Origin of the sequence: Lysinibacillus sp. NPDC094177, from assembly GCF_050279145.1 — a bacterium.
GTDB lineage: Bacteria > Bacillota > Bacilli > Bacillales_A > Planococcaceae > Lysinibacillus.
On the sequence record NZ_JBNNTW010000004.1, the window covers coordinates 91,921 to 114,795 of the forward strand.

Below are 22,875 nucleotides of genomic sequence, written 5' to 3' on the forward strand. Positions count from 1 at the left end.
GCGTCCAGAATCGGCTTTGTGCTTAGGCCTGCAAATGTTTTTTGTGCGAAAGCGTAGTGCTAACGTAGCGGCAGCAACAGATGTTTATTGCGCGAAAGCGTAGCGTCAGCGGCATGACGCAGGTCAGTTAGCCGTTATCGCATGGATGCGATGATTTTAGGCTAACATCCTATGTGAATTCCTTTCCGATTCCGTGACATCCGCCGGAGGCTTTAAATTCTTTTAACATTGTCCTATTAGATAAGTATTAGACAATTTGTTAATAATACATAGAATGCTATTAACTTTTAGTTTAGTAGTGAAAAGCTAGAAAATAACAAAAATATCTATCTTATGTTGTTTTTCGATAAAAAAAGATTGCATAATTACCATAATGTGGGGTTGATTTCCGATCTGATAAAAAATAGGTGGAAAGTAATATGAATAATTATCCCTAATTGACACCGTTTTAGGGAAATGGGAGGGAATTTAAAAATAATTTAATACAAAATTAGTTAAATAATTCTTTACTTCACTGTTATTATTATATTAATCGTTCCTTTGTTAATACTAGAATTTGAATACAGCATATTGCAAAATAACAGAAACATGGAGGTATGAAATTTGAAGATCCAAAGAATAGATCATGTGGGTGTAATCGTAAATGATCTCTCTGCCACTAAAGAGTTTTTTCTCGATTTTGGACTAGAGGTGAAAGGGGAATGGGAAATGGAAGGAGAGTTGATGGGATATGCAGTTGGGCTTAATGACGCTAAAGTAGCATGTGTAGGATTGGGAACGCCAGACGGTCAAACATGGATAGAGCTAATCAAATTTTTTACACCGTCAGATGAAAAAGATATTCAGCAACCCTTTGCAAATACACTGGGTATCCGACATATTGCATTTACTGTTGAAGATATTGAAGCTGTTGTTACCAAATTGAAAAAGAAGGGTACGGAAATCTTTAGTGAGATACAGCAATATGAAGAAAGTTATAAATTATGCTACGTTCGTGGTCCAGAGGGAATTATTTTGGAGTTGGCTGAGGAAATCAAATAAGTAAGTTAATATTTTTATTGGAATATTAGCAGAGAATTTTACTTTTTATCAAAAGCAACAATAAAAGAAAAACCAGCGTCTCTGTTGAACTACATTCAAAGCAGAGAGCTGGTTTATTTCTTTTACCCCATTACCGGGTCACTGATTAAAGTTTCAAATTATTGCTGGCGAGATTCTGTCATTTGCTTCCAAACAGAACCTTTTGCTTCCTCACCCTGTTCGATGCGGGCAATTGCCATTTTTACTTGTAGCTTCACTTCAAACTCTTTATCCTCTTCAGCAGCCTTTAATGCCACTAATGATTTCTCAGTACCTACTTCATATAAGTACATAGCTGCACGCCAACGAACAAGTTTGTTTTTATCCTGTAATGCGTGCTGCATCGCGTCTTCAAATTCCACGAAGCCGAGATCACTCATACAATCTCCTGCAGTTCGACGTACCGCTGCACTTTTGTCCTGTAATGCCTTTTCCAAATATGGAACAACCGCCACCTCTTCAATCATTCCTAAATAAACGGTTGCCAGTCGACGGATAGACATTTGTTCATCTTGTAACGCCAAATCTAAAAGCGGTAAATCATCTGGCTCTGGATCTGCCATTTGGTCAAGCAATTGAAAACGTTTTTCCCATTCAGGTTGCTTAAATTGTTCAACAGTAATTTTTAGCTTAGCTGACTTCTCAATCGTTTTCTCAGAATCATTAATCATTGCGACAATCTCTGCTAAACGTTCCTCAGAATATGTCACAACGATTTCTTCTTTTACTGCTTCAGCAATTTCTTCAAGTTCTCCATAACGTACGCCATAGTCAATCCACTTACGTTGGAAAATATAATTTTCGTCAATTGCTGTCTCGATAATTTTATTGAAAGCTTCGACAAAGCGCTCACCACAGCTTATACGGTGCTCACGTTGGTTATCAAATACCTTTACTTGGAGTGGCACTTGTTTATAAAACTGCACATGAACGTACACTTCACCATAAAATTCATTGGTAACTTGTGCTTTGTTTACGTCGTATACGTCCTCACCTAACACTTGACGAATGCTTGCTAAAATACCTTCCCACGCGTACTTTGCGTTACGCTCAACAGCAAAGAAATCTGCTACATGATAAACGCCCTTAATACCTTCAATTGCTAATATCGCTGCTACTTCACCAGTTGCTTCATCTTTATTATCCTTTGTAAAATTATAGCTTTTGCCAAAAGGTAACTCTGTATCAACGACAATCTTCATGGAATTAGGACTTGGTGTCGGTTCAATTGTAATAATCTTCATGTCTATCGCTCCTTATCCGTTTACGATTTCATCTAAATAAGACCATCTTTCAATAAGGTGTTCATATTGTGCATTCAGCTCATCCAGCTTCGCCGTTAATTCCTGTAGCTTTGTAAAGTTAGCACCAGCGTTGGCGATACCTTCTTCTGTCTCCATAATCGCTGTTTCCGTCTTTTCTATTTCCTCAGCAATCGTTTCCCATTCTTTTTGCTCTTTAAAGGATAATTTTTTCTTGTCCGATTTAGGCTTTTCGGTCTTAGGTTTTTCAACTTTTGGCGCCTCTATCTTTACAGCTGCTTCCTGTTCACGCTTTTGTAAATATTCACTGTAAATATCAAGCGTCTCATCAACATGCCCAAGACCATCTAAAATCCACAGTTTTTTCGCGATTCGATCTAAGAAAAAGCGATCGTGAGATATAGTTATTACGACTCCAGGGAAATGCTCAATGAAATCCTCTAGCACACCTAATGTTTCAATATCCAAATCATTCGTAGGCTCATCTAGTAACAGTACGTTTGGTTGCTCCATTAATAATCTTAATAAATGTAGACGTTTACGTTCGCCACCCGATAATTTACCGATAGGTGTACCGTGTGCATGAAGCGGGAATAAGAAACGCTCCAGCATTTGAGCAGCCGAATAGCGTACACCTTCTGCGTCCGTTATATCATTTGAAGCTTCTCGGATATATTCAATCATGCGTTCATTTTCATTCATTTTTGGTAGAGTTTGTTTGAAATGCGCTAACTTCACTGTCGAACCAACAAGAATTTCACCAGCATCTGGTGTAAGCTCACCTGCTAGCATGTTTAATAATGTTGATTTTCCTACACCATTAGCTCCGATAATGCCAATACGATCGCCCTGCTGTAGTAAAAATGAAAAGTGGTCAAGGATTTTTTGATGACCAAAAGACTTTGAAATATTTTCAGCCTCTAAAACCTTCCGACCAAGACGAGTTGTTGCTAGGCCAATTTCAAGAGAAACATCCTCAGATTTACGCTCCAAGTTATCCTCTAATTGTTCGAAACGCTGGATACGTGCCTTTTGCTTCGTAGAACGAGCTTTTGCTCCACGACGAATCCATTTTAATTCTGAGCGATAACGGTTGCGGTCTTTTTGTGCAGAAGCTGCTTTCATTTCCTCACGAATAGCACGTGATTCTAAATAATCCCCATAATTCCCAGTATGTCGGTATAATGTTTGGTCAGCTAGCTCGTAAATATGAGTAGATAGCTCATCTAAGAAATAACGATCATGGGTAATAAATATTACTGCTCCCTTTAATCGTAACACCATTTCCTGTAGCCACTCAGTTGACTGTACATCCAAATGGTTGGTAGGCTCGTCCAATAAATAAAGATCTGCCGGCTCTATTAATACTTTAGCTAAAGCAACGCGCTTTTGCTGACCGCCTGACAGTGTTAATACTTCTTTATCAAACATTTCAATGCCAAGCTTCGTAAGCGCGGTCTTAGCAAGGGCATTGACATCCCATGCCTGCTCCTCATCCATACGATGTTGCAAGCTAAATAGCGTCTTTTGTAAACTTTCTGAAGTCGGATTTAATGCAAGGGCAGCAACCGTTTCCTCATATTCACGGTTAAGTTTTAAAATAGGTGAATCCCCTGCAAACACTGCTTGTAACACAGTTTCTCCGCTTTTAAAAGTAGGCTCTTGAGGTAAATAAGCAGTGCGATATTTATTTGGACGGTCAACATTCATTGAGTCCGCTTCGATTTCACCAGCTAAAATAGAAAGCAATGTGGATTTACCAGTACCATTAATACCAATTAGTCCAGCTCGCTCCCCTTCATAAATCGTAAATTCAATATTTTGAAAGAGCGTTTTATCGCCCACTGTTTTCGTTAAATTTTGTACTATTAAATGACTCATTACACTTGTCCATCTCTTTCATTTAGGTGTTGTTTAGTGTCCATACTACTTTTAATATGTAGTTTATTATTGATATCCATTTTTATCATAACACCAAATGACAGGTAAACAAAGGACAACAAACTCTTCTTAGCTATCTAAAAAATGCCTCCCCCATTTATCAGCAAAATGAAGAAGAGCGAGGGTATGTAAAGAACTTCTAAAAAATCTCAAAAAAAGAGGCAGAGACAAAAGTGTTTCAGCCAACAAAAATACCGAACTATCCAATGAAACGCTCATGAAGTGTTTCGGAATAGTTCGGTTTTTCTATTTATCGTGTTTTGTTAATTTAGAGATTATTCGGCTTTTTGAAGGAATCATTTAGTTATGTCCCAGCCTCACAGAAGCTATTTATTTCACCAATAACCAAGAAGCTTCCACCATAGTCCTCCTACTACAACAAAAATCAGGATGGTAACAACGGAAACAACAAATCCAACTGTCCACCATTTTTTTTGATCAATATAACCTGCACCAAAGAATACCGGTGCTGGACCAGATCCATAATGAGTAGTGGCGCCAAATAAATTACTAAATGCTGCTAATAATATAGCTGCTAGCATTGCTGGTGCTCCTGCTTGCAACATTACAGATAAAAATGCTGCGTACATCGCACTAATATGAGCAGTGGAGCTCGCAAAGAAATAATGAGAATAGAAATAAACTAATGCTAATATTAAAACAGCCCATATCCAACTATACCCAGATACAAGTCCACCAACTTCATTACTAAACCATGGAATCAGCCCTAGTTTGTTCATAAAAGATGCCATCATAAATAGTGTTGCAAACCAAACTAGTGTATCCCATGCTCCTTCTTCCTTTTTAATATCTGCCCATGTTAACACATTTAACAATAACAGCAATGAAAGACCTATAAGAGCTGCTGTAGTGGCACTAATGCCTAAGTAGTCTCCACCAATCCATAACGACAACACAACAACAAATACTACGATCATTCGTTTCTCAGAACTTTTCAGTGGACCAAATTCATCCAGTTTCTTTTTAGCGATAGCTGCTGCCTCAGGTGTTTCCTTAATTTCAGGCGGATAGATTTTATAAATAACATAAGGAACAACGATTAAAGCTGTTAATCCTGGGACAATCATTGCCATTGCCCAACCGAACCAGGTAATAGATACGCCAGCTGTATCACTTGCTAGCTTTACAATTAAAGGATTCGCTGCCATGGCAGTCATAAACATAGCAGACGTTATTAAATTCCCTTGAAAGCCTACCTTCAAAAGAAAAGCTCCCATCTTACGCTCTGTCCCGTCTTCTGGTTTAGAGCCAAAAGTATGAGATAATGACTGGATGATCGGGAATATAACCCCACCCGCACGAGCTGTATTACTAGGAATAGCCGGCGCTAATATTAGGTCACTCGCAAGTAAAGAATAAGATAAACTCAACGTTTTTTTCCCAAAAAGACGAACAAATACATAAGCAATTCGTTCCCCTAGTCCCGTTTTAATAAATCCACGAGAAATAAAGAAGGCAATAACAATTAGCCAAATCGTTGAATTGCCAAAACCGCTTAATGTCTCTTCAATGGTTAATGTATTAGTAATGGCAATCATAGCCATAGCAATAATGGATACAGCTCCCATTGGCAACGGTTTCGTTATAAATCCTATAATTGTCGCAACAAAAATAGCGAACAGATGCCATGCTTTTTCATCTACTCCTGAGGGTGCTGGACAAAACCAGATAGCCACTCCAACAGCAAGGGTAATGAAGAAAGGAATCCACTTGACTGCGCTTTTTGCTTCTTTCATGATGTAAATACTCCTTTGACGGTTACCCCAATGTTTTTTGAAAGGAAATTCTCCCACAATCTAATATAAAGCTAAATCAAGATCCCCATTGTCAAAAAAACATAAGTTATTATATATGCTTTATGTAATGGATGAAAAGGATTTTCACTCATTTCTAAGAAAAAAATGACCTCGATTCTGAAATATTTCCCTTTTTGTTAATTTTATTGGTAATAAGATACTTTTATTTAAAATAAGCATGTGCAAATCCATTGAAAAAATACACCTATCGTTTAAATTAGCTTATATGTGAGAATCAATAATCGATCCTCCTACATTCAAACAGTAAAAAAGTGAAATCCCCTCACTTTCTTTACTGCAAATACAATGTAATAATCTTACAAAGTTCAATTACTCCTTGTTCAAGCTCTTGATGATCTGGAAAGGAATAACTAATTCTCATATGATTATATTGAGGTTCTCCCGGATAACATGCAGAGCTTGGTAAAAAAGAAATGTTGGATTGCTGTGCTTTGAAAAGTACTTCATCTGTATTTCTATCGTTAGGCAAAGACACCCAAATATTTAAACCTCCTTTAGGCATTACCCAAGTAACCCCTTCAGGCGCATACTTTTCCAACAACTTAATCGTTTGATCTCTTCTTACTTCAAGAGCAATACGTAACTTTTCTAAATGTGTGTTCATTCTATTCGAACTTAAAAAAGGAATAAGCGCCTTTTGTGTTAAAAGTGGGCTCCCTAAATCAGCACTAGATTTTGCCGATAATAGCCGTTGATGAACTGTCCCATTCGATATAATTGCACCAATTCTACAACTAGGCGCTAAAGCTTTACTAAAACCTTTTAAATAGATAACATGACCATTCATATCTAATGATTTGATAGTTGTTGGTGGTGGATTATCATCAAAATAAATTTCATTCCATGAATCATCCTCAATAATAAGGAAGCTATTGTGTTGAGCGAGTTCTAATAACTCGTTTCTTCTAGCTTCGCTTAAAACAGTACCTGTTGGATTATGAAATGTAGGATTTGTATAAACAAGCTTTGGTTTTTTTGTTAAACATAATGAAGCTAAAATATCGGTCTGCATACCTTCTTCATCCATAGGAATAGGAATAATATGTGCTCCCCGATTTCTAAAAACATCAATTGCCGCTGTATACGTGGGCGCTTCCGTAATAACAATGTCTCCTGGCCCAATAAATGTTCTCGCAACTAAATCAATTCCTTGCTGAACACCATTTGTAATGATGATCTCTTGAGGACTCGTTTGGATTTGACAATATTGTTGTACATGGTTCCGAATTGCCTCTCGAACTGCGTGGTCTCCTTGGACAGGGCCATAGCGTGCTACAATTTGCGGATCTTCCTGTAAAACTTGAAAAATTTCTTTCGATAGGTATGTTGACGGTAATAGTCCTGGATGAATTGTAGCACTAGATAATTTAATCGAATTTTCGGTTCCCAAATTTAACATGTATTGAGAGCGATGAATATAATCTGGGATAGCTAGTTGCCAATTATAATCGGTCTTACTTTGAGTACCAGTTCTCTGTTTCTTCTCTCTAACAAAAGCGCCCTTCCCATGCTTCAATTGAATATAGCCGTTTTTCTCTAACAATGCATAAGCTTTACTTACAGTAACAAGACTAACTTGATTTTCTTTTGAAAAGTTCCAAATTGACGGCAATTGACTACCTTCCTCTAACAAGCCTGCTCGTATCTTTTCCGATAAATTGTCCGATATCTGATGAATTAACGATTGATCTGATTGACGATTTAGCTTTATTTTCATAGGTCCTCCCACTGTTATACTCGTTGATTGACTGTTATATATATCACTATCTATTGTAAAAAGCGTAAGGCAAGCAAAATGATAAGACAAGGAGATTGGTCAAGTATGAACATAATGAAACATGATCAAGAAATTTTTGACAGTATTTTAAATGAAGTCGTACATCATGCTACAAATTTTTTTAATGACCTTGAAGATAGGGCTGTATCTACTCATTCCTACAATCTACCTAAAAATGAACTTCCCGAAATAGGAAGTGGTTCAAGGGCAACTCTTGATTTTTTCACTCAAAATTATGCGAAAAGCTTAAGTGGCAGTGCTGGTTCAAGATATTTAGGATTTGTAACGGGCGGTGCTACTCCTGCATCCATCATAGGGGATTGGTTAGTTAGTGTTTATGATCAAAACCTATCCAACTCGAAAGATTCAATCGCTGGATACATTGAATTAGAAACGATTGACATGTTAAAAGAATTATTTTTGTTAAGTAATGACTATAGTGGTACCTTCGTAAGTGGGGCCACAATGGCTAATTTCGTAGGTCTTGCTCAAGCAAGAGAATGGATTTCACAACACTATGGAAAAAGCACTTCTATTGATGGTTTATACGATATTCCCCAGATTAAAATAGTGAGTGGTACACCACATTCAAGTATTTTCAAAGCAACTGCCATGCTAGGTATAGGTAGGAAATCTATTCATCAAATTCCCTGTCAGGAAAATCGTGAAGCTATTGATATAACTAAATTACAGGAATATCTTGAACTCCATAAAAATGAACCATGTATTATCGTAGTGAATGCTGGAACGGTTAATACTGTAGACTTTGATGATTTAGTTGCCATCGGAAAATTAAAAACTCAATATAACTTCTGGTTACATGTCGATGCTGCATTTGGCGGTTTTGCAGCTTGTTCTCCACTATATAGAGAATTAATAGATGGAATGAACTATGCTGACTCAATTACGATTGATGCACATAAATGGCTAAATGTGCCCTACGACTCTGCTATGCAATTTACTCGTCATCAACAGCTGCAGGTGGCAGTGTTTCAAAATAATGCTGCCTATTTAGGAGGCTCGATTGAAAATCCAGATTTTTTTGATCTGACACCCGAAAACTCTCGACGATTCCGTGCCCTACCTGTATGGTTTACGTTAAAAGCATATGGCAAAAAGGGGTACCAACATCTTATTGAGGAAAATGTAAAGCTAGCTAAACAGCTTGGACAAAAAATAGACGATAGTCAATACTTTAAGCTTCTTTCTCCAGTAAGATTAAATGTCGTATGCTTTTCTTTAAATAAAGAATCCATAACGACTGAAATGAACAATCATTTTCTTTCTGATTTAAATCAGCAAGGAAATGTCTTCATGACACCAACTATTTATAATGGAGTTCCTGCAATCCGTGCTGCCTTTAGCAATTGGCGTACAGAAGAAAAAGATATAGCTATTATATGGGAAGCGTTATTATCAACTGTTCAAGATTTCGAATCCCAGCTTATAGAAGACGTATAGAGGTTTCCGATTATGATTTTCTTCAATTAATAACAACGTTAGAGAGTAAGTTGAAAGCTGGAGAACATTTTTTCTATAGGAAGGGATGGATTTGAAGATTTCACAGTATGTTTTGTTATCAAAATACTAATACCTTAAAGGTCAGTAATAAAGTAGCGGTAGGGTTTTAAGTTATGGTACCATTGCAGACTCATATCCTTCTCGAGCGGCAGCCGAAAAAATTGAAGTAAAAAAAACGTACATGTTTTTTATTTATTCTCCTTCCATAGTAAATGAATCAACATTTTTCAGCCCTAAAAAACCGTTGTCTATTGAAATAGACAACGGTTTATTTTTAGTAGCATGAGTAGTTACTCACCTATTTCATTTTGTAATTGCTCTAAAAACTTTACCATAAATTGATGACGTTCATTAGCCATTTGCTTGCCCTTCTCTGTAATCATTAAATCCTTCAGCAATAATAGCTTCTCATAAAAATGTGTAACTGAGGATGTATTTTTACTGCGATACTCCTCCTCTGTCATATCCTTACGTGCATCCTCTTCCTTGTCATAAAGCTTTCGACCCTTAGCCCCACCATAGGCAAATGTGCGTGCAATACCGATTGCTCCAATCGCATCTAAGCGATCCGCATCTCGTACTATTTTTGCTTCAATAGAAGTTGCTTCTAGCTCATTGCCACCATTATACGATACTTGTGCAATGCAATCTCGGATATGTTGCTTTTTTTCTTCACTTAAAGGTAGCTCGGCAATTAGCTTATTTTCTTGCTCTTTGCTATCGGTATACTTTTTATCACTTACATCATGCAAAAGCACAGCAATTTTCACGACTTCTGCATCCGCTTCCGGCTCTGAATGTAATATCGTTAACGCATTTTGATAAACACGTTCAATGTGTTGAAAATCATGACTAGCATCAAATTGCTCATAAATTCCCCGTACTTTGTTCATTAAATTGTTCATATTCTTTGTTCAGTCCCTTCATACTTCATTATACTGTATAGCATAGAAGAGTTGGTAATTAAGTAACCTCTAGGCTTATTAAAAAATTAACTTGAAAAGTCGTTATCAATTGACTAATTTTTCAGAATATTGTAAGATGAATGTACAGAACAGCTAACTTTGTTCTGTAGGCTCACTATTTCAGTGGTGTACAAGAACTATGTTTTGACAGACAGATTTAACAACTTCAGCGGGCTTACAATTGAATAATGTGTTGAAAGATGACGTGCGTATAGTGAAAACCAATCATCTAAGAAAACAAATAAAAGTGAACACTTTCCCTTAGAAATTCTTTGTTTTAACCCGCATAGTGAATGTACATGATGAAACAAGTGAACAAACAATTAGACTGTTTTGAAGGCTTTGAGCTTATGTCGCCAAGTGTGTGATTTTATTATCATTAATTGATGTTACCTTCTTCTATTCATGATCTTGAATATGTGTGAACGTAACTCCTCCCATTAATGGCAAATAGCATACCAATTTCTTGCCAACATTTGCGAAAAGTCAAATCATCTGAGTCTTGCTAACAAAAATAGATAATTCTTTTTTAGGCAACAATTTTTCCGAATTTCATTTAAGCCGTATATGAAGTATTAAGTTATGAAGGAAGTAGGAACGATAGTTATGTTATGTAATACCAACCCGCTGAAGAAAAAGTAAAAGCTGCCCATCTTATTTATGTAGATGATGGCAGCTTTTATTTTTTCTATTGACATTTTAAAGACATATATATCCTTATCTCCCTTTTCCATGCTACTTGTTATTCCCTACTTCCCTTCTAAGACATTCCTAAGGGAAAAAATTGTTTTGAACACGGGAGATAATATGCACATTGAGGAAACACTGTGAAATTACATATATTAATGGTAATAGTCGGTAGCGGTATATGTTAACTCATATAGGAACAAAAAGTTTGTAATACGAACCCGCAGAAGAATCAATAAAAGCTCCGATCATACTTATTGTAGATAGTATCTGCATACTAAAACCAGACAACTCATACATTCTAGTAAGAGAGGATGATTATGTTGAAAAGCTTGTTAGAAAATGTAGACCTGTTAGAAAACATATATCAAATTTCTATAGCATTCCTTCTCTTATGTTCAATTTTTTCTGTGAGACTTATAAAAAAATTAAAGCGTGAAAGAAAACTTTCTTTTTTTGAAAAAATAATGAATATAATCATTCGAATTGCAATTTTTTTATGGTTAGCTAGTTTTCTCCTTATTGAATATGGGGGCTATTAATTTTCTCCCCCTTTTTCACAAAAACAATTATGCTTTGAAATAATTCAGTGACATCCGCACGAGACTTAATTTCTGGACATCCTCACAAAGAAGTTAAAAAGCTGCCCTTTATAACTTAAAGGAGCAACTTTTACATTTACATATTCTTTTGTATTTCTTTCAATCTAGAACAACCCTACCGCATGTCCTTCATTATCAACATTCATACGCAAAGCGGCAGGTGCTTTTGGTAAACCTGGCATTGTCATAATATCCCCAGTTAAGCAAACTAGGAAGCCTGCACCCAGCTTAGGAATGACTTCTCGAATGGTAATTGTAAAGCCTTCAGGACGTCCTAAAAGACTTGGTTGGTCGGATAAGGAGTATTGTGTTTTCGCCATACAAATCGGCAGAGAATCCCAGCCAAATTTTTCGATTTGAGCAATTTGTTTTTTCGCTTGGTCGGTAAATTGCACATCTTTCCCACCATAAACTTTTTGCACAATCGTACGCACTTTTTCCTCAATAGATTCTGTTACATCATATAAAGGTGAGAAATTGTTTTCTTTGTCAAGAACAGCTAGCACTTGTTCAGCTAAGGCTAGACCACCTTTTCCGCCTTCCTCCCAGACATTCGTACGAGCAATGCGTACATGCTTTTCTTGACACCAATTTAATACAGTAGCAAGTTCTGCCTCTGTATCTGTAATAAAGCGATTAAGTGCGATAATCGGCTCTACACCAAATGTTCGAATAGTCTCTACATGCTTCTCTAGGTTTTCAATTCCTTGTAAAAGTGCCTCTACATTTTCGCCAACTAATTCTGTTTTTGCTACGCCACCATGCATTTTTAATGCTCGAATAGTAGCCACAATGACAACGGCACTTGGTTTAAAACCTGCTTTACGTGCTTTAATGTTCATGAATTTTTCTGCACCTAAATCAGAACCGAAGCCCGCTTCTGTCACAACGATATCGGCTAGCTTACGTGCTGTTTGTGTCGCCATAATCGAGTTACAGCCGTGTGCGATGTTGGCAAATGGCCCACCGTGAATAATGGCAGGTGTTCCCTCAAGTGTTTGCACTAAGTTTGGTTTGAAGGCATCTTTTAATAATAATGTTAATGCCCCTTCCACTTGAAGATCACGCACGAATACGGGCTCACGATTAAATGTATATCCGATTACGATACTTGCTAATCGTTCACGTAAATCTTCAATACTTGTAGCTAAACAGAAAACTGCCATAATTTCTGATGCAACAGTAATATCAAAGCCATCCTCACGTGGCATCCCTTGAACAGGACCACCGAGGCCCACAACAACTTTACGAAGGGCGCGATCATTTAAATCCATAACACGCTTCCAGATAATACGGCGAGGGTCAATATTTAATGCATTTCCTTGATGGATATGATTATCGATAAAGGCTGATAATGCATTATTCGCAGTCGTAATCGCGTGAAGGTCACCTGTGAAATGTAAGTTAATATCCTCCATCGGTACAACCTGTGCATATCCACCACCTGTTGCGCCACCTTTAACACCCATTACAGGGCCGAGTGATGGCTCACGTAAAGCAACAGCAACATTTTTCTTCAATTGATGAAGTGCATCTGCAAGTCCAACCGTAACAGTTGATTTCCCTTCACCTGCTGGAGTTGGACTAATGGCTGTAACTAATACAACCTTTGCGTCCTCACCATGTGCTGTTATTTTTAATGGATCAATTTTTGCTTTGTAGCGACCATATTGCTCAAGTGCATCCTCTGGAATACCTGCAGCTTTCGCTATTTCTGTAATAGGCTTCATAACCGCTTGATTAGCAATTTCTAAATCTGTTAATGGTTGATTTGTCGTTGTCATTTGGCATCCTACTTTCTTTGTCGATCAATTATGCCTCGGCATAATTGCGTCCGGAATCGGCTTTGTGCTAGCACAAAGAATATCTTTCCGATTCTGTGACATCCGCCGGAGGCCTTAACTTCTTTCAGCAGAAAATTTGCTGAAAGAAGTTAATTCCATTATAGACTTTATTGTGAAAGAAATCATGTTAGTTATACAAGCATTTCAACAATCAATTGACAACTTTGCTCAATTCATGTATGTTCTTAATGAAAATGCATTTTTTCACATTTTCTTAATTATGTCACAACTTAATTGATTTTTAGTTCTATATTCAAGCGCATTGGAGGCGAATGCTTATGCAACAGGGAATCGTAAAGTGGTTCAATAATGAAAAAGGATATGGCTTTATTGAATGTGATGATGGAGAAGATGTATTTGTACATTTTACGGGCATCCAAGAGGAAGGCTTCCGTACACTTGAAGAAGGTCAAAAGGTATCATTTGATGTGGTGGAAGGCAATCGAGGACCACAGGCGTCAAATGTTGTAAAAGTATAAACTAAAGGAGCTGTTCGATGTATGAACGGCTCCTTTTTTTCAAATGCTCTTAATTGTTTAGCGCTACTTAATATTCTAAATATAACTTCAGCAATTGATCCAATAAAAAGCTCCGGGAAATACTAGAGTTTCCTTCGTTCTGTCAGTATCCTTAAGTGTAACCCCAAACGGTCCTTCATTTAAATGGCCTAGCGTCATAGTAGTTGCAGCGACTTCTTCATAAAAATCTAGGCGAATATTTGGTAAGTGTAAGGAAATATACTGTTCTTGTTGTTCAGGCTCCGGAAGTTGTAATACTTCCCTCCATAATTTCACTGTAGCTTGCACATCTTTTACATAGAATTGTACAGATTCCATCGATATTGATTGTTTCGTCTCAATGGCTCCATTTGCTTTTAATTGTGCAACACGTTCCTCATCTGTATCAGACCACTCGATTAAAAATGGGAAATCAATTGCCTGCTCTGGCTTTCCAAAATGCAATAGCTTCCATCCTACTACAGAGCCATCTGGTCTTGTACGACTGCAAACATCAGGTCCATATACTTCAAAGCCAAGTGCACGCAAACGTTGACCCTCTTCCTCAATATTTTTTGTACGTAACGCAATTCTTGAAAAACCATAGCGCTCGTTAGCACGCTTAAACGTATAATGTAGGGAATAAGGTAATTTCGCTGCATTTTCAAATAAATCACGATCATAGATTGCTATTTGCTCAATATAGTTTAATCCAAAATAGCTTAACGTATTGTATGTGCCCCACATTGTATGTTGACCACCGTTAACTGTATGGATATTACGTTTGTTTAAGAAAACCTTTGCATTCTCTGGTGATTGAACTTGATGAACTAGATGATCAAAATATAAAGTCATTACTGAACCCCCTTTTTTTCCTCTATTATATACTTTACCTGTTAGTTTTGTTGGTTTAAAATAAAATTAAGAATATTATAATTATTAAGAAGTTACTATATTTTATGATATCTTTTTTTAATGCTTGGCAACAAAATGATTTCGATGCCGATGCTTTCATTTCCTTAAATAAATGAAGAGGTGATTAGAATGACAGACAAAGTAGCTGCTTTTAAACTAGCATTAGGTAATTATCCAACCGGCGTTACGGTTGTTACTGCTTGTAATGACGAAAATGAGCCTATTGGCTTAACTGTCAATTCCTTTGCGTCCGTTTCCATAGATCCACTGCTTATATTATGGTCGCTCGATAAAAAATCACAGCTGCACCCATTTTTTTCAACAGCACAAAAGTTTGCTGTTAATATTTTAGCTAGCAATCAGGAGCATTTATGTACGTTATTTTCAAGCAAAATTCCAGATCGTTTCGCCCAGGCTAAATGGTCAACTTCTACTTTAGGTCTACCGGTTTTGCATGATACTGCAGCCATTTTACAATGTAAAATTTTTCAACAAATCGATGCTGGAGATCATACGATATTTATCGGGCAAGTCCTAGAAATTGATGATGCACAGAAGGAACCCTTACTGTATCATCGCAGACATATTGGTGAAATTCCAAAAAGTTTTTATGACTAGACTATTGCAAGCAGAATATATGCAAAAACAGGATGATTCGTGGCAATCATCCTGTTTTTTTGACGTATTTTCCGCCCTTTTTCGTAATACTAAGTTTACTAAGTTTGGTTAATAGAAAAATAAGGCAAAGGAATGAATTTCTGTTGATTTGAAGCCTTCAAACATCTGCTCACTTATCATCAGACCGTTTATTTTTTCTGTGGAAATCTTTGCTTTTCAAGTCTGTTGATTTGAACAATGACACCATCTTGAATCGTAATGTGTACTTCTCCAAATTCCAAATTTTGAATTGCCTTTGCAATTGCTTCTAGTTTTCTATTATCTACCTTTGCTTGTTGAGTCATCCGATACACCCCTTCTTTTAACATATTTTTTGTACAAAAGAGGCCTGTTCGAACATCAATCATAGCCCCCTTCTCTTTCGAGTAGCTCTGTTGGATTGACCTACTCTATTTGTTGTCGAAGCTTTTTTAGTCAAGCACTCCATCTTTTTCGATAAGAGTATTACGTTTCTTGGAAATAATTCTATAATTCAGAAAACCTATTGTCAATATAAACATTATAAAACATATTAGAATACTATGTAATAAAAATAAAAGGATATACAATCAATGAAGATCTATACTTGATACGATATTTTGAAGAAATTATTATGAGTGGAATATTTCACATTTAGAGGGTCGTTTTGAGGAATGAAAAAGATTTTAAGGTATTGGTTTATGGTACAACAAAACAAAAACTGTGCAGATATCAATTTAACCTTGAATGAACTGCACAGTTTTTGTTTTAATCATTTTCTAAAAAATCCATTAATGCTTGCGCTGTATTTTGCTTGCCCATAATCTTTATCGGTTCGCCATTAGCTGGTACAATCCAGTGTGGCTCATCTCCACCATATAAGGACTGTGAGCTATTAGCTACCATAAATTGAGCGTTGGCCGATTCCATACGTAGACGTGCGCGGGACAGTAAAAATTCCTCATCATCTGTTGCCTCGAGTTTAAAGCCCACTAGAGTAACTTTCGGTTGCCACTTTTTGATTTGACCTAATACTTTAGGTGCCTTTTTAAAATGAATGATAGGTGGCTCATCAGATGGCATTTTACCTGTTTCTCCCATCAAATTCCCAGATTGGTCATATACTTTGTCAATGAGCCAATCAGAACCTGCAGCTGCCATAATAACGATATCCACCTGTTCTTCCTGAACAGCATGTCGAACTTTCTCGCCTAAATCTTCAATGCCTTCAAATCGAATGGTACGCATTTTATCTTTGTTCGTCGGAAGCTGTGCGAAATAACCATGCATATACAATACGCTCGCCCCAGCAGCTAGTGCCGCCTCAGCTAAATAACAGCCCATCAAGCCTTTCGATAAATTCGTATGCCCACGCACACGATCCCATTTTTCAAGTGTTCCCCCACTTGTAATGAGTACGGTCTTACCTCGTAATGTTCCCATACACTCACCTTTTTCTAGAAAATATACAAATACTATTTTAACGTAATGCTATGTTATGCTTCAATGTTGTTTTTATAGAGATGTTGTTCTCTTCTAAGAGTTAGATAGAAATTACTCCCTATTTTGCTCTTTTAACCAAGAACTTAATATCTCCGCAAATTTCTTTGTCACTGGTGATGCCTGGTGTTTCATAGCTATTCCAATTGTGCGATAGCCACCTTGTTTTAAAGGTATGGCTTTTAACGTAGGCGGCAAATTATTTATCACTAATTTCGGTAAAATACTAATTCCAAGCTGATGAGAAATCATCGAAATGATCCCTACCTCTTCCGATAGTTCAAAGCGAATATTTGGCTTCACGTGATATTGCTCTAACAGTACATTCACATCATTCGTCCCTTTATATGAAGTCATGATAAATGGCATGTCTTCTAGTTCAACAATATCAATTTCTGCTTTATCATAAAGCGGACTTTTATCGGAGACAATACACAGCAATGGATCCTGCTGTAGTTCGGTAAACTGAAATTGCTTAGACTTTTGACCATTTAAAAATCCTGCATCAACCTCTCCACTCAATAGCCATTGTTCAATTTCATAATAATCTCCCTCACGCAATTCAACTTGTATACCAGGAAATTGATTGTCCATAATACGCACAATTTCCGGCATCCAGTTTGAGGAAATACTTGAAATTACACCAATTCGCACTTTCCCACGAGTAACACCAAGTATATGTGCTGCTTCTTGCTGTAACAATTCCTGTGCATCGAGGACATGCCTCATTGCCCTTAACATTGTATCTCCTTCACTCGTTAACGTGACACCCGCACGACTTCTGTGAATGAGTGCAAAGCCGAACTCCTTTTCTAAGCTTGAAACAGCATGACTTACAGCAGATTGGGTTAATCCTAATGCATCTGCTGCTTTTGTAAAACTAGCTACCTCAGCCACTTTATTCAAAATCTCATATTTGACTAAACTCATTGTCTTGTCCTCTATATACATGAATTTTTTTAATACTAACCATTATAAACATTCGTTTTACTAATCACAACACAAGATATATAGTAAATTTTAGTATGATAACTGTTTTAGTACACAGATTGTAGGTGAGCATAATGAGTATCCAAGGAAAAGCAAATTTATTAATGGTTATTGTGACAATGTTTTGGGGACTATCTTATACCTTTATGGTAATGGGGCTTGAATCATTGGCTGTTTATAATGTGGTGGCATTGCGTTGTATCATCGCATTTTTCGCAGCAGGTATTATCTTTTATAAACGAATGATTAAGGTCAATGCTAAAACATTAAAATATGCAGCTATTCAAGGTTTGCTGTTATTCATTGTGTTCGTTCTAAGCTTATTTGGACTTGAAACAACTTCGGTATCAAATGCTGGATTTATTTTAAGTCTAACAGTTGTCTTAGTACCTATTTTCAGCAGTTTTATCGAAAAGAAATTGCCTTCAAGAGCTGTTAGCTTTGCGATTGTTTGCACAATGATTGGGATTACAGTTTTAACCGCTCATGGCTCATTTACCTTTCAAAAAGGGGATATTTTAGTAGCCATCGCTGCACTATGTTATTCGATTTACTTACTGTTAAACAGTACATTTACACGAAACGTTGAATCAATTTCCTATGGCATTTACCAGCTCGGTTTTGCTGGTCTTTATGCACTCGTATTGACATTTATTTTTGAAACACCAACGCTTCCAAATACTACGGCTTCATGGATTGCTATTTTAGGACTCGGTGTCATTTGTAGTGCATTTTGCTTCGTAGGTCAAACTGTTGCACAACAGTTTACTTCTGCTACACATACAGGACTAATATTTTCCTTAGAGCCAATTTTTGCAGCCATGTTTGCCATGATGTTTATCGGGGAAGAAATAACGATAAAATTATTAATAGGCGGTAGCTTTATTCTAATTGGTAACCTTGTTGCTCAATTAGAACATCTTCATGTATTACGCTTTATTAAAAAACATGAGAAAGCTATACATTAATCCTTACAAACAAATAAACAGAGTGATGCATGTGCACTCACTCTGTTATTATTATTTAAACTCTCTCTGTTACACTTGGATCACGATGAATGCAATCATCTATTATGCCGTCATATGTCCAGTTGAATGCTCAGCAAATAATACGATGACACCCTGTTCAACGAGATGAGCATAATAAGCTGTTTGACCCTCTGTAAGATCAAATCGCTTTATTCCTTCTTTTACAGCCGATTCACCAGTAAACCAAGACTTAATTTGATCAACCCAATTACCTACCTCATGTGTTTTAACATTTGCATCCCATTTTATACCCTCAAATTTATTTGGATCCTTTGCAATAACGTAAATATCCTCTATTTGACATTCCTCTAATCGCATACTTTCTAAAATATGAAGCATTTCTTCCCTTGTATGGGCCACTTCAATTTGTGGGTTTTGTTCATTCGTCATGCTCAATTCCTCCTAATTTATATGGCTTACTAGATATCTACCCATCCTATCCAAGAAAAAAACCTTTTACCCTTTCTTTTAACGAACAGTAATATTTTATATCTTTAAGATAAGAGTATATGCTGAAAACAAAAGAAATATTGAATGTAAAAAATTTGTTTGCATCATATCGGAACGAACGTTCGTTTTTTTGACAAGTAGTAAATTTAATAGAAATTTAAAATAACCAGGTACTCACCTTTTAATATGAGTGCCTGGTTATTTTGTATAGATAGTTGGTAGGCTTTATAAAAAAATTAATCTTATAAGTTTGAGACTTGTATTTTCTTAAGCATTGAAACCAAAGCTACGCCAGCTAGTAACACAATACCTAAGAAGAATAATAAAAATCCAATTGGAATTAAGAAGAAAGGATTCACCGCTTTCTCAAATTTCTAATGTTAGAATAACCGATGCAATATCTGTAGTCAGTAATTTTTATCGTAAAACAATAAATTTTTATTACTTTACTATAAATCATCAATATTTGTTTAAAATTTAAAAAAGGCTCAGGCTCAAAGTTTATTTGAGTACTTAGGCTTTAAAATTAAGCAAATACAACATTTGCAAAATGAAAAATAACAAGCATGTTGGAAGTAAGGTGAAAACAAAGTTAAAAAGTAATCTGTTATATTTTTTTCAACTTTAAGATTTATGGTATAAGTAAATTATGGAATTTAAATTATATATACCAAGCAAAGTGGTAAACAAAAAGTTATTTATCGGGGGAATTATAATGTTAATTAGAAGAGCAAAAATTAAAGATTGTAACATCTTAAGCGATCTAGCCTATAAGTCAAAAGCCTACTGGGGATATACAGAAGATTTTCTAAAACAATGTATAGATGATTTGACTGTAACTAAAGAGTACATAGAAGAAAATCCAGTTTATCTAATGGAGAGTGATAACAAGATAGTAGCATTTTATAGCTTTACAATTAACGAACGGAAATTAGATGCATTATTCATAGATCCTGATTATATCGGTAAAGGATTAGGGAGAATGATATGGGACCATTTATTAAATAAAGCAAAGGAGTTAGGAATAATCGAATTTACTCTTGATAGTGAACCTAATGCAGAAGGTTTTTATTTAAAAATGGGAGCAAAGAACATTGGCTCTACTCCATCTACGGTGTTCCCTGACCGTCACCTTCCACTAATGAAAGTTAAAGTGTTTTAAAATGCATTAATTTTATTAAAAAGACCAAAACGCATGGTTTTCGACATTTCCTATGCAATCATTTTATGTAATCAAGGTGTCCCTACTCCTAATATAACAAAAATGATTGGCGATACACCAAATACAGTAATAGAATATTATACGCACTCTATGAAAGACAAAGAAAAAGAAGCAGTTCAGATACTATCTAAAGTTTTACTTTGATATATTGGGGTACTTTTTTGGGAACTACTTTCCTAAAAGTACCCATAGACTTTAATGACTTTGAGACACCTTTTGAAACATCAAAAAATAGACAATGGAAGTACATAAAAAAGAGTTCCCATCGTCTATCATTTAGTCGTGGTTATTAATGTCCAAGGAAGGCTTTCATCATCCATGTATGCTTTTCAAGGGACTGATACATAGCATTTAGTATATCCTCTGTTCGATCGTCCCCTTCTTCCGCAGCAAGCTCCATTGTTGAATTTAAAGCTTTCATAAGTTTTTGGAAATCTGCAATGGTTGTAGCCACCATTTCCTCTGTTGTCTCATTCCCTGTCGCTTCCTCTACACAGGATAACTCAAGATGTTCTCTTAACGTAGCAACTGGTTTTCCATCTTTGGAAAGAATGCGCTCTGCAATTTCATCTAGATTTAACGTTGTTTCATTATATAATTCTTCAAATTTTGCATGTAGTGTAAAAAAGGCATTTCCCGTAACATACCAATGATAATTGTGCAATTTCGTATAAAGTACAGACCATGTAGCGACAAGTTTATTCAATTGTTTGTTTAAGTTTTGTGTCATTATTTCTCCTCCAATGTGCCAGTTGTTCTAGCCACTAGTATGCGTTGCAAAGTGTACTGACTATACACACATATTTCTTTTTAACTCAAACAAATTTTAAGATCATCTGGAGATACACAACCAAAACATTTTCCACTACAAAGCCAGTCCTAAAAAACAGATGGATTCCATCAATTGGACGTAACAACAAACCTAATAAGGGATTGTCAGTTTTATCTTTTTATACAATTAGACTATTTTAGTTCCTTACGAATTTCCTTTATCTTTGTCACTGGAAGCTTTGAAACTTCAGCAATCCACTCATCATCAGCACCAGTTTCAATCAATCCACTGATTATTTGTTTAATGGTTTGTTCAATGCCTAGTTCGATTCCTTGTTCAAATCCTTCTTGCCTTTCTAATTCCAAAACTGCAGCAAGTGTCGGCGGTAGATCTTCTTTATATAGATGCAAAATCTCTTCCTCCCCTCTAATTTCTTCTCTTACATCTCTTATAAGTTGCTCAGACATGGCTCTTGGTAGTTTCAATAGGTAATCAATAAAATAAAGCAAAGCACTTACTTCTGTTCTTTTATCATTATTTAATGGCCACACTTCTTTTAACAAAGCTCTTTTGTAAGCACTACGATGGCTCATTTCGTTTTTTGTTTGATTTAAATAAATTGATGCAAGTAAAGCTTTACTAAACAGCTTCGGTGATTTTTTTAATTCTTCTTCATCAAAATCTGACACGACATACTTGTTAAAAGTGTACGTTATTTCTGTACCAAAATATTTTTCATGATACTGATTCGTGCTTTTTGTACTCTTATTTGTAAAGATAGCAATTGCCACAATCTTCTTACCATAGCGATCACTGATACGATAGAAATACTCAAATATACGCTTTGCAAAATGTATCTCATCTACAGCTTGTATTTCCATATGAACAAGTATCCACTGCTCTTTACCACTTTTTAGATGAACCTTCGCAATTTGATCTGCTACTTTGCGCCCTTGACGATGCTCAAGAATTTCTTTGAAAAGCTCTTGCTGTAAAAACTCAACTTACTATCAATTATGCCTCGGCATAATTCCGTCACATCCGCCGAAGGCTTTAACTTCTGCATGTAAGTCTGGCAAAAAGAACAACAAAAAATCTTCAAACAAATCCGCAATTAACTTCTTCTAGAGATTATCTTGATTCACTTGACTAAGCTTATACACATTTGGTTTCTCCCAAACTAGCTGCATTTTAAATACATCTCCCCTTTTACTTTAAATCCATTATAGCTAACACGAACATAAGTTTCTACAGCATTATTACATTTTTGCGAACATTAAAACTATTCTCTATAATTATTTCACTTTCCGAAATAGTTTCGTTATAATGGAGTCACTTACACAAAAAG

The 22,875-nt window shown here is 36.1% G+C and carries 21 protein-coding genes; 7 read left to right on the plus strand and 14 right to left on the minus strand.

Annotated elements, in window-relative coordinates; translation table 11 throughout:
* Positions 1–603: 603 nt before the first annotated feature.
* On the plus strand, positions 604–1,041 hold the full coding sequence (locus tag ACQKNC_RS08525) for a VOC family protein (RefSeq protein WP_427424430.1): 438 nt from the start codon (positions 604–606) through the stop codon (positions 1,039–1,041).
* Positions 1,042–1,199: 158 nt separating this feature from the next.
* Here ACQKNC_RS08525 and ACQKNC_RS08530 read toward each other — a convergent pair whose 3' ends face one another.
* The 4 genes from ACQKNC_RS08530 to ACQKNC_RS08545 form a co-directional block, all read right to left on the minus strand.
* Positions 1,200–2,324, minus strand: a complete 1,125-nt coding sequence (locus ACQKNC_RS08530) for a conserved virulence factor C family protein (RefSeq protein ID WP_427424431.1) — start codon at positions 2,322–2,324, stop codon at positions 1,200–1,202.
* Positions 2,325–2,336: 12 nt separating this feature from the next.
* Complete coding sequence (locus ACQKNC_RS08535) at positions 2,337–4,223, minus strand: ABC-F family ATP-binding cassette domain-containing protein (RefSeq protein WP_427424432.1); 1,887 nt, start codon at positions 4,221–4,223, stop codon at positions 2,337–2,339.
* Between the two features lie 395 nt (positions 4,224–4,618).
* On the minus strand, positions 4,619–6,040 hold the full coding sequence (locus ACQKNC_RS08540) for an anion permease (protein WP_427424433.1): 1,422 nt from the start codon (positions 6,038–6,040) through the stop codon (positions 4,619–4,621).
* Positions 6,041–6,392: 352 nt separating this feature from the next.
* Entirely contained in the window at positions 6,393–7,838 is a 1,446-nt protein-coding gene (locus tag ACQKNC_RS08545) for a PLP-dependent aminotransferase family protein (RefSeq protein ID WP_427424434.1), read from the minus strand.
* A 105-nt stretch (positions 7,839–7,943) separates the two neighbouring features.
* On the opposite strand from ACQKNC_RS08545, the gene ACQKNC_RS08550 reads away from it, so the two are divergent.
* Positions 7,944–9,359, plus strand: coding sequence for a pyridoxal phosphate-dependent decarboxylase family protein (locus ACQKNC_RS08550; RefSeq protein ID WP_427424435.1), 1,416 nt, complete (start codon positions 7,944–7,946; stop codon positions 9,357–9,359).
* A gap of 350 nt (positions 9,360–9,709) precedes the next feature.
* Here ACQKNC_RS08550 and ACQKNC_RS08555 read toward each other — a convergent pair whose 3' ends face one another.
* A complete protein-coding gene (locus tag ACQKNC_RS08555; protein WP_427424436.1) occupies positions 9,710–10,324 on the minus strand; it encodes an HD domain-containing protein in 615 nt (204 codons plus the stop codon).
* A 1,067-nt stretch (positions 10,325–11,391) separates the two neighbouring features.
* Here ACQKNC_RS08555 and ACQKNC_RS08560 point away from each other — a divergent pair.
* Positions 11,392–11,613 carry a hypothetical protein gene (locus tag ACQKNC_RS08560; RefSeq protein WP_427424437.1) on the plus strand — a complete coding sequence of 74 codons (222 nt, stop codon included), beginning with the start codon at positions 11,392–11,394 and terminating at the stop codon, positions 11,611–11,613.
* A 164-nt stretch (positions 11,614–11,777) separates the two neighbouring features.
* Here ACQKNC_RS08560 and ACQKNC_RS08565 read toward each other — a convergent pair whose 3' ends face one another.
* Entirely contained in the window at positions 11,778–13,457 is a 1,680-nt protein-coding gene (locus ACQKNC_RS08565; RefSeq protein ID WP_427424438.1) for a formate--tetrahydrofolate ligase, read from the minus strand.
* 338 nt (positions 13,458–13,795) lie between these two features.
* Here ACQKNC_RS08565 and ACQKNC_RS08570 point away from each other — a divergent pair, with 338 nt between their 5' ends.
* Positions 13,796–13,996: a cold-shock protein gene (locus tag ACQKNC_RS08570; protein WP_402994869.1), complete on the plus strand. Its 201-nt coding sequence runs from the start codon at positions 13,796–13,798 to the stop codon at positions 13,994–13,996.
* An 87-nt stretch (positions 13,997–14,083) separates the two neighbouring features.
* Here ACQKNC_RS08570 and ACQKNC_RS08575 read toward each other — a convergent pair whose 3' ends face one another.
* A complete protein-coding gene (locus ACQKNC_RS08575; protein WP_427424439.1) occupies positions 14,084–14,869 on the minus strand; it encodes a VOC family protein in 786 nt (261 codons plus the stop codon).
* A gap of 189 nt (positions 14,870–15,058) precedes the next feature.
* Here ACQKNC_RS08575 and ACQKNC_RS08580 point away from each other — a divergent pair, with 189 nt between their 5' ends.
* Entirely contained in the window at positions 15,059–15,547 is a 489-nt protein-coding gene (locus tag ACQKNC_RS08580) for a flavin reductase family protein (protein WP_427424440.1), read from the plus strand.
* A 188-nt stretch (positions 15,548–15,735) separates the two neighbouring features.
* Here the strand turns inward: ACQKNC_RS08580 and ACQKNC_RS08585 are convergent, their stop codons facing one another.
* The 3 genes from ACQKNC_RS08585 to ACQKNC_RS08595 all read right to left on the minus strand — a co-directional run bounded on the left by ACQKNC_RS08585 (position 15,736) and on the right by ACQKNC_RS08595 (position 17,995).
* On the minus strand, positions 15,736–15,954 hold the full coding sequence (locus ACQKNC_RS08585; protein WP_427424441.1) for a YezD family protein: 219 nt from the start codon (positions 15,952–15,954) through the stop codon (positions 15,736–15,738).
* Between the two features lie 379 nt (positions 15,955–16,333).
* Entirely contained in the window at positions 16,334–17,008 is a 675-nt protein-coding gene (locus ACQKNC_RS08590) for a phosphopantothenoylcysteine decarboxylase (RefSeq protein ID WP_427424442.1), read from the minus strand.
* A gap of 111 nt (positions 17,009–17,119) precedes the next feature.
* On the minus strand, positions 17,120–17,995 hold the full coding sequence (locus ACQKNC_RS08595) for a LysR family transcriptional regulator (RefSeq protein WP_427424443.1): 876 nt from the start codon (positions 17,993–17,995) through the stop codon (positions 17,120–17,122).
* A gap of 134 nt (positions 17,996–18,129) precedes the next feature.
* Here ACQKNC_RS08595 and ACQKNC_RS08600 point away from each other — a divergent pair, with 134 nt between their 5' ends.
* A complete protein-coding gene (locus tag ACQKNC_RS08600) occupies positions 18,130–19,023 on the plus strand; it encodes a DMT family transporter (protein ID WP_427424444.1) in 894 nt (297 codons plus the stop codon).
* Between the two features lie 102 nt (positions 19,024–19,125).
* Here the strand turns inward: ACQKNC_RS08600 and ACQKNC_RS08605 are convergent, their stop codons facing one another.
* Both ACQKNC_RS08605 and ACQKNC_RS08610 read right to left on the minus strand, forming a co-directional pair.
* On the minus strand, positions 19,126–19,473 hold the full coding sequence (locus ACQKNC_RS08605) for a general stress protein (RefSeq protein WP_427424445.1): 348 nt from the start codon (positions 19,471–19,473) through the stop codon (positions 19,126–19,128).
* Positions 19,474–19,775: 302 nt separating this feature from the next.
* Positions 19,776–19,892: a DUF3955 domain-containing protein gene (locus tag ACQKNC_RS08610; protein ID WP_427424446.1), complete on the minus strand. Its 117-nt coding sequence runs from the start codon at positions 19,890–19,892 to the stop codon at positions 19,776–19,778.
* Between the two features lie 356 nt (positions 19,893–20,248).
* Between ACQKNC_RS08610 and ACQKNC_RS08615 the strand changes: the two genes are divergently transcribed.
* Entirely contained in the window at positions 20,249–20,695 is a 447-nt protein-coding gene (locus ACQKNC_RS08615) for a GNAT family N-acetyltransferase (protein ID WP_427424447.1), read from the plus strand.
* Positions 20,696–21,044: 349 nt separating this feature from the next.
* On the opposite strand, the gene ACQKNC_RS08620 is transcribed toward ACQKNC_RS08615, so the two are convergent.
* Both ACQKNC_RS08620 and ACQKNC_RS08625 read right to left on the minus strand, forming a co-directional pair.
* Positions 21,045–21,485 carry a Dps family protein gene (locus ACQKNC_RS08620; protein WP_427424448.1) on the minus strand — a complete coding sequence of 147 codons (441 nt, stop codon included), beginning with the start codon at positions 21,483–21,485 and terminating at the stop codon, positions 21,045–21,047.
* A gap of 233 nt (positions 21,486–21,718) precedes the next feature.
* The gene (locus tag ACQKNC_RS08625) at positions 21,719–22,408 is read right to left on the minus strand and encodes a hypothetical protein (RefSeq protein WP_427424449.1); all 690 of its coding nucleotides are present in this window, start codon (positions 22,406–22,408) and stop codon (positions 21,719–21,721) included.
* Positions 22,409–22,875: the final 467 nt, after the last annotated feature.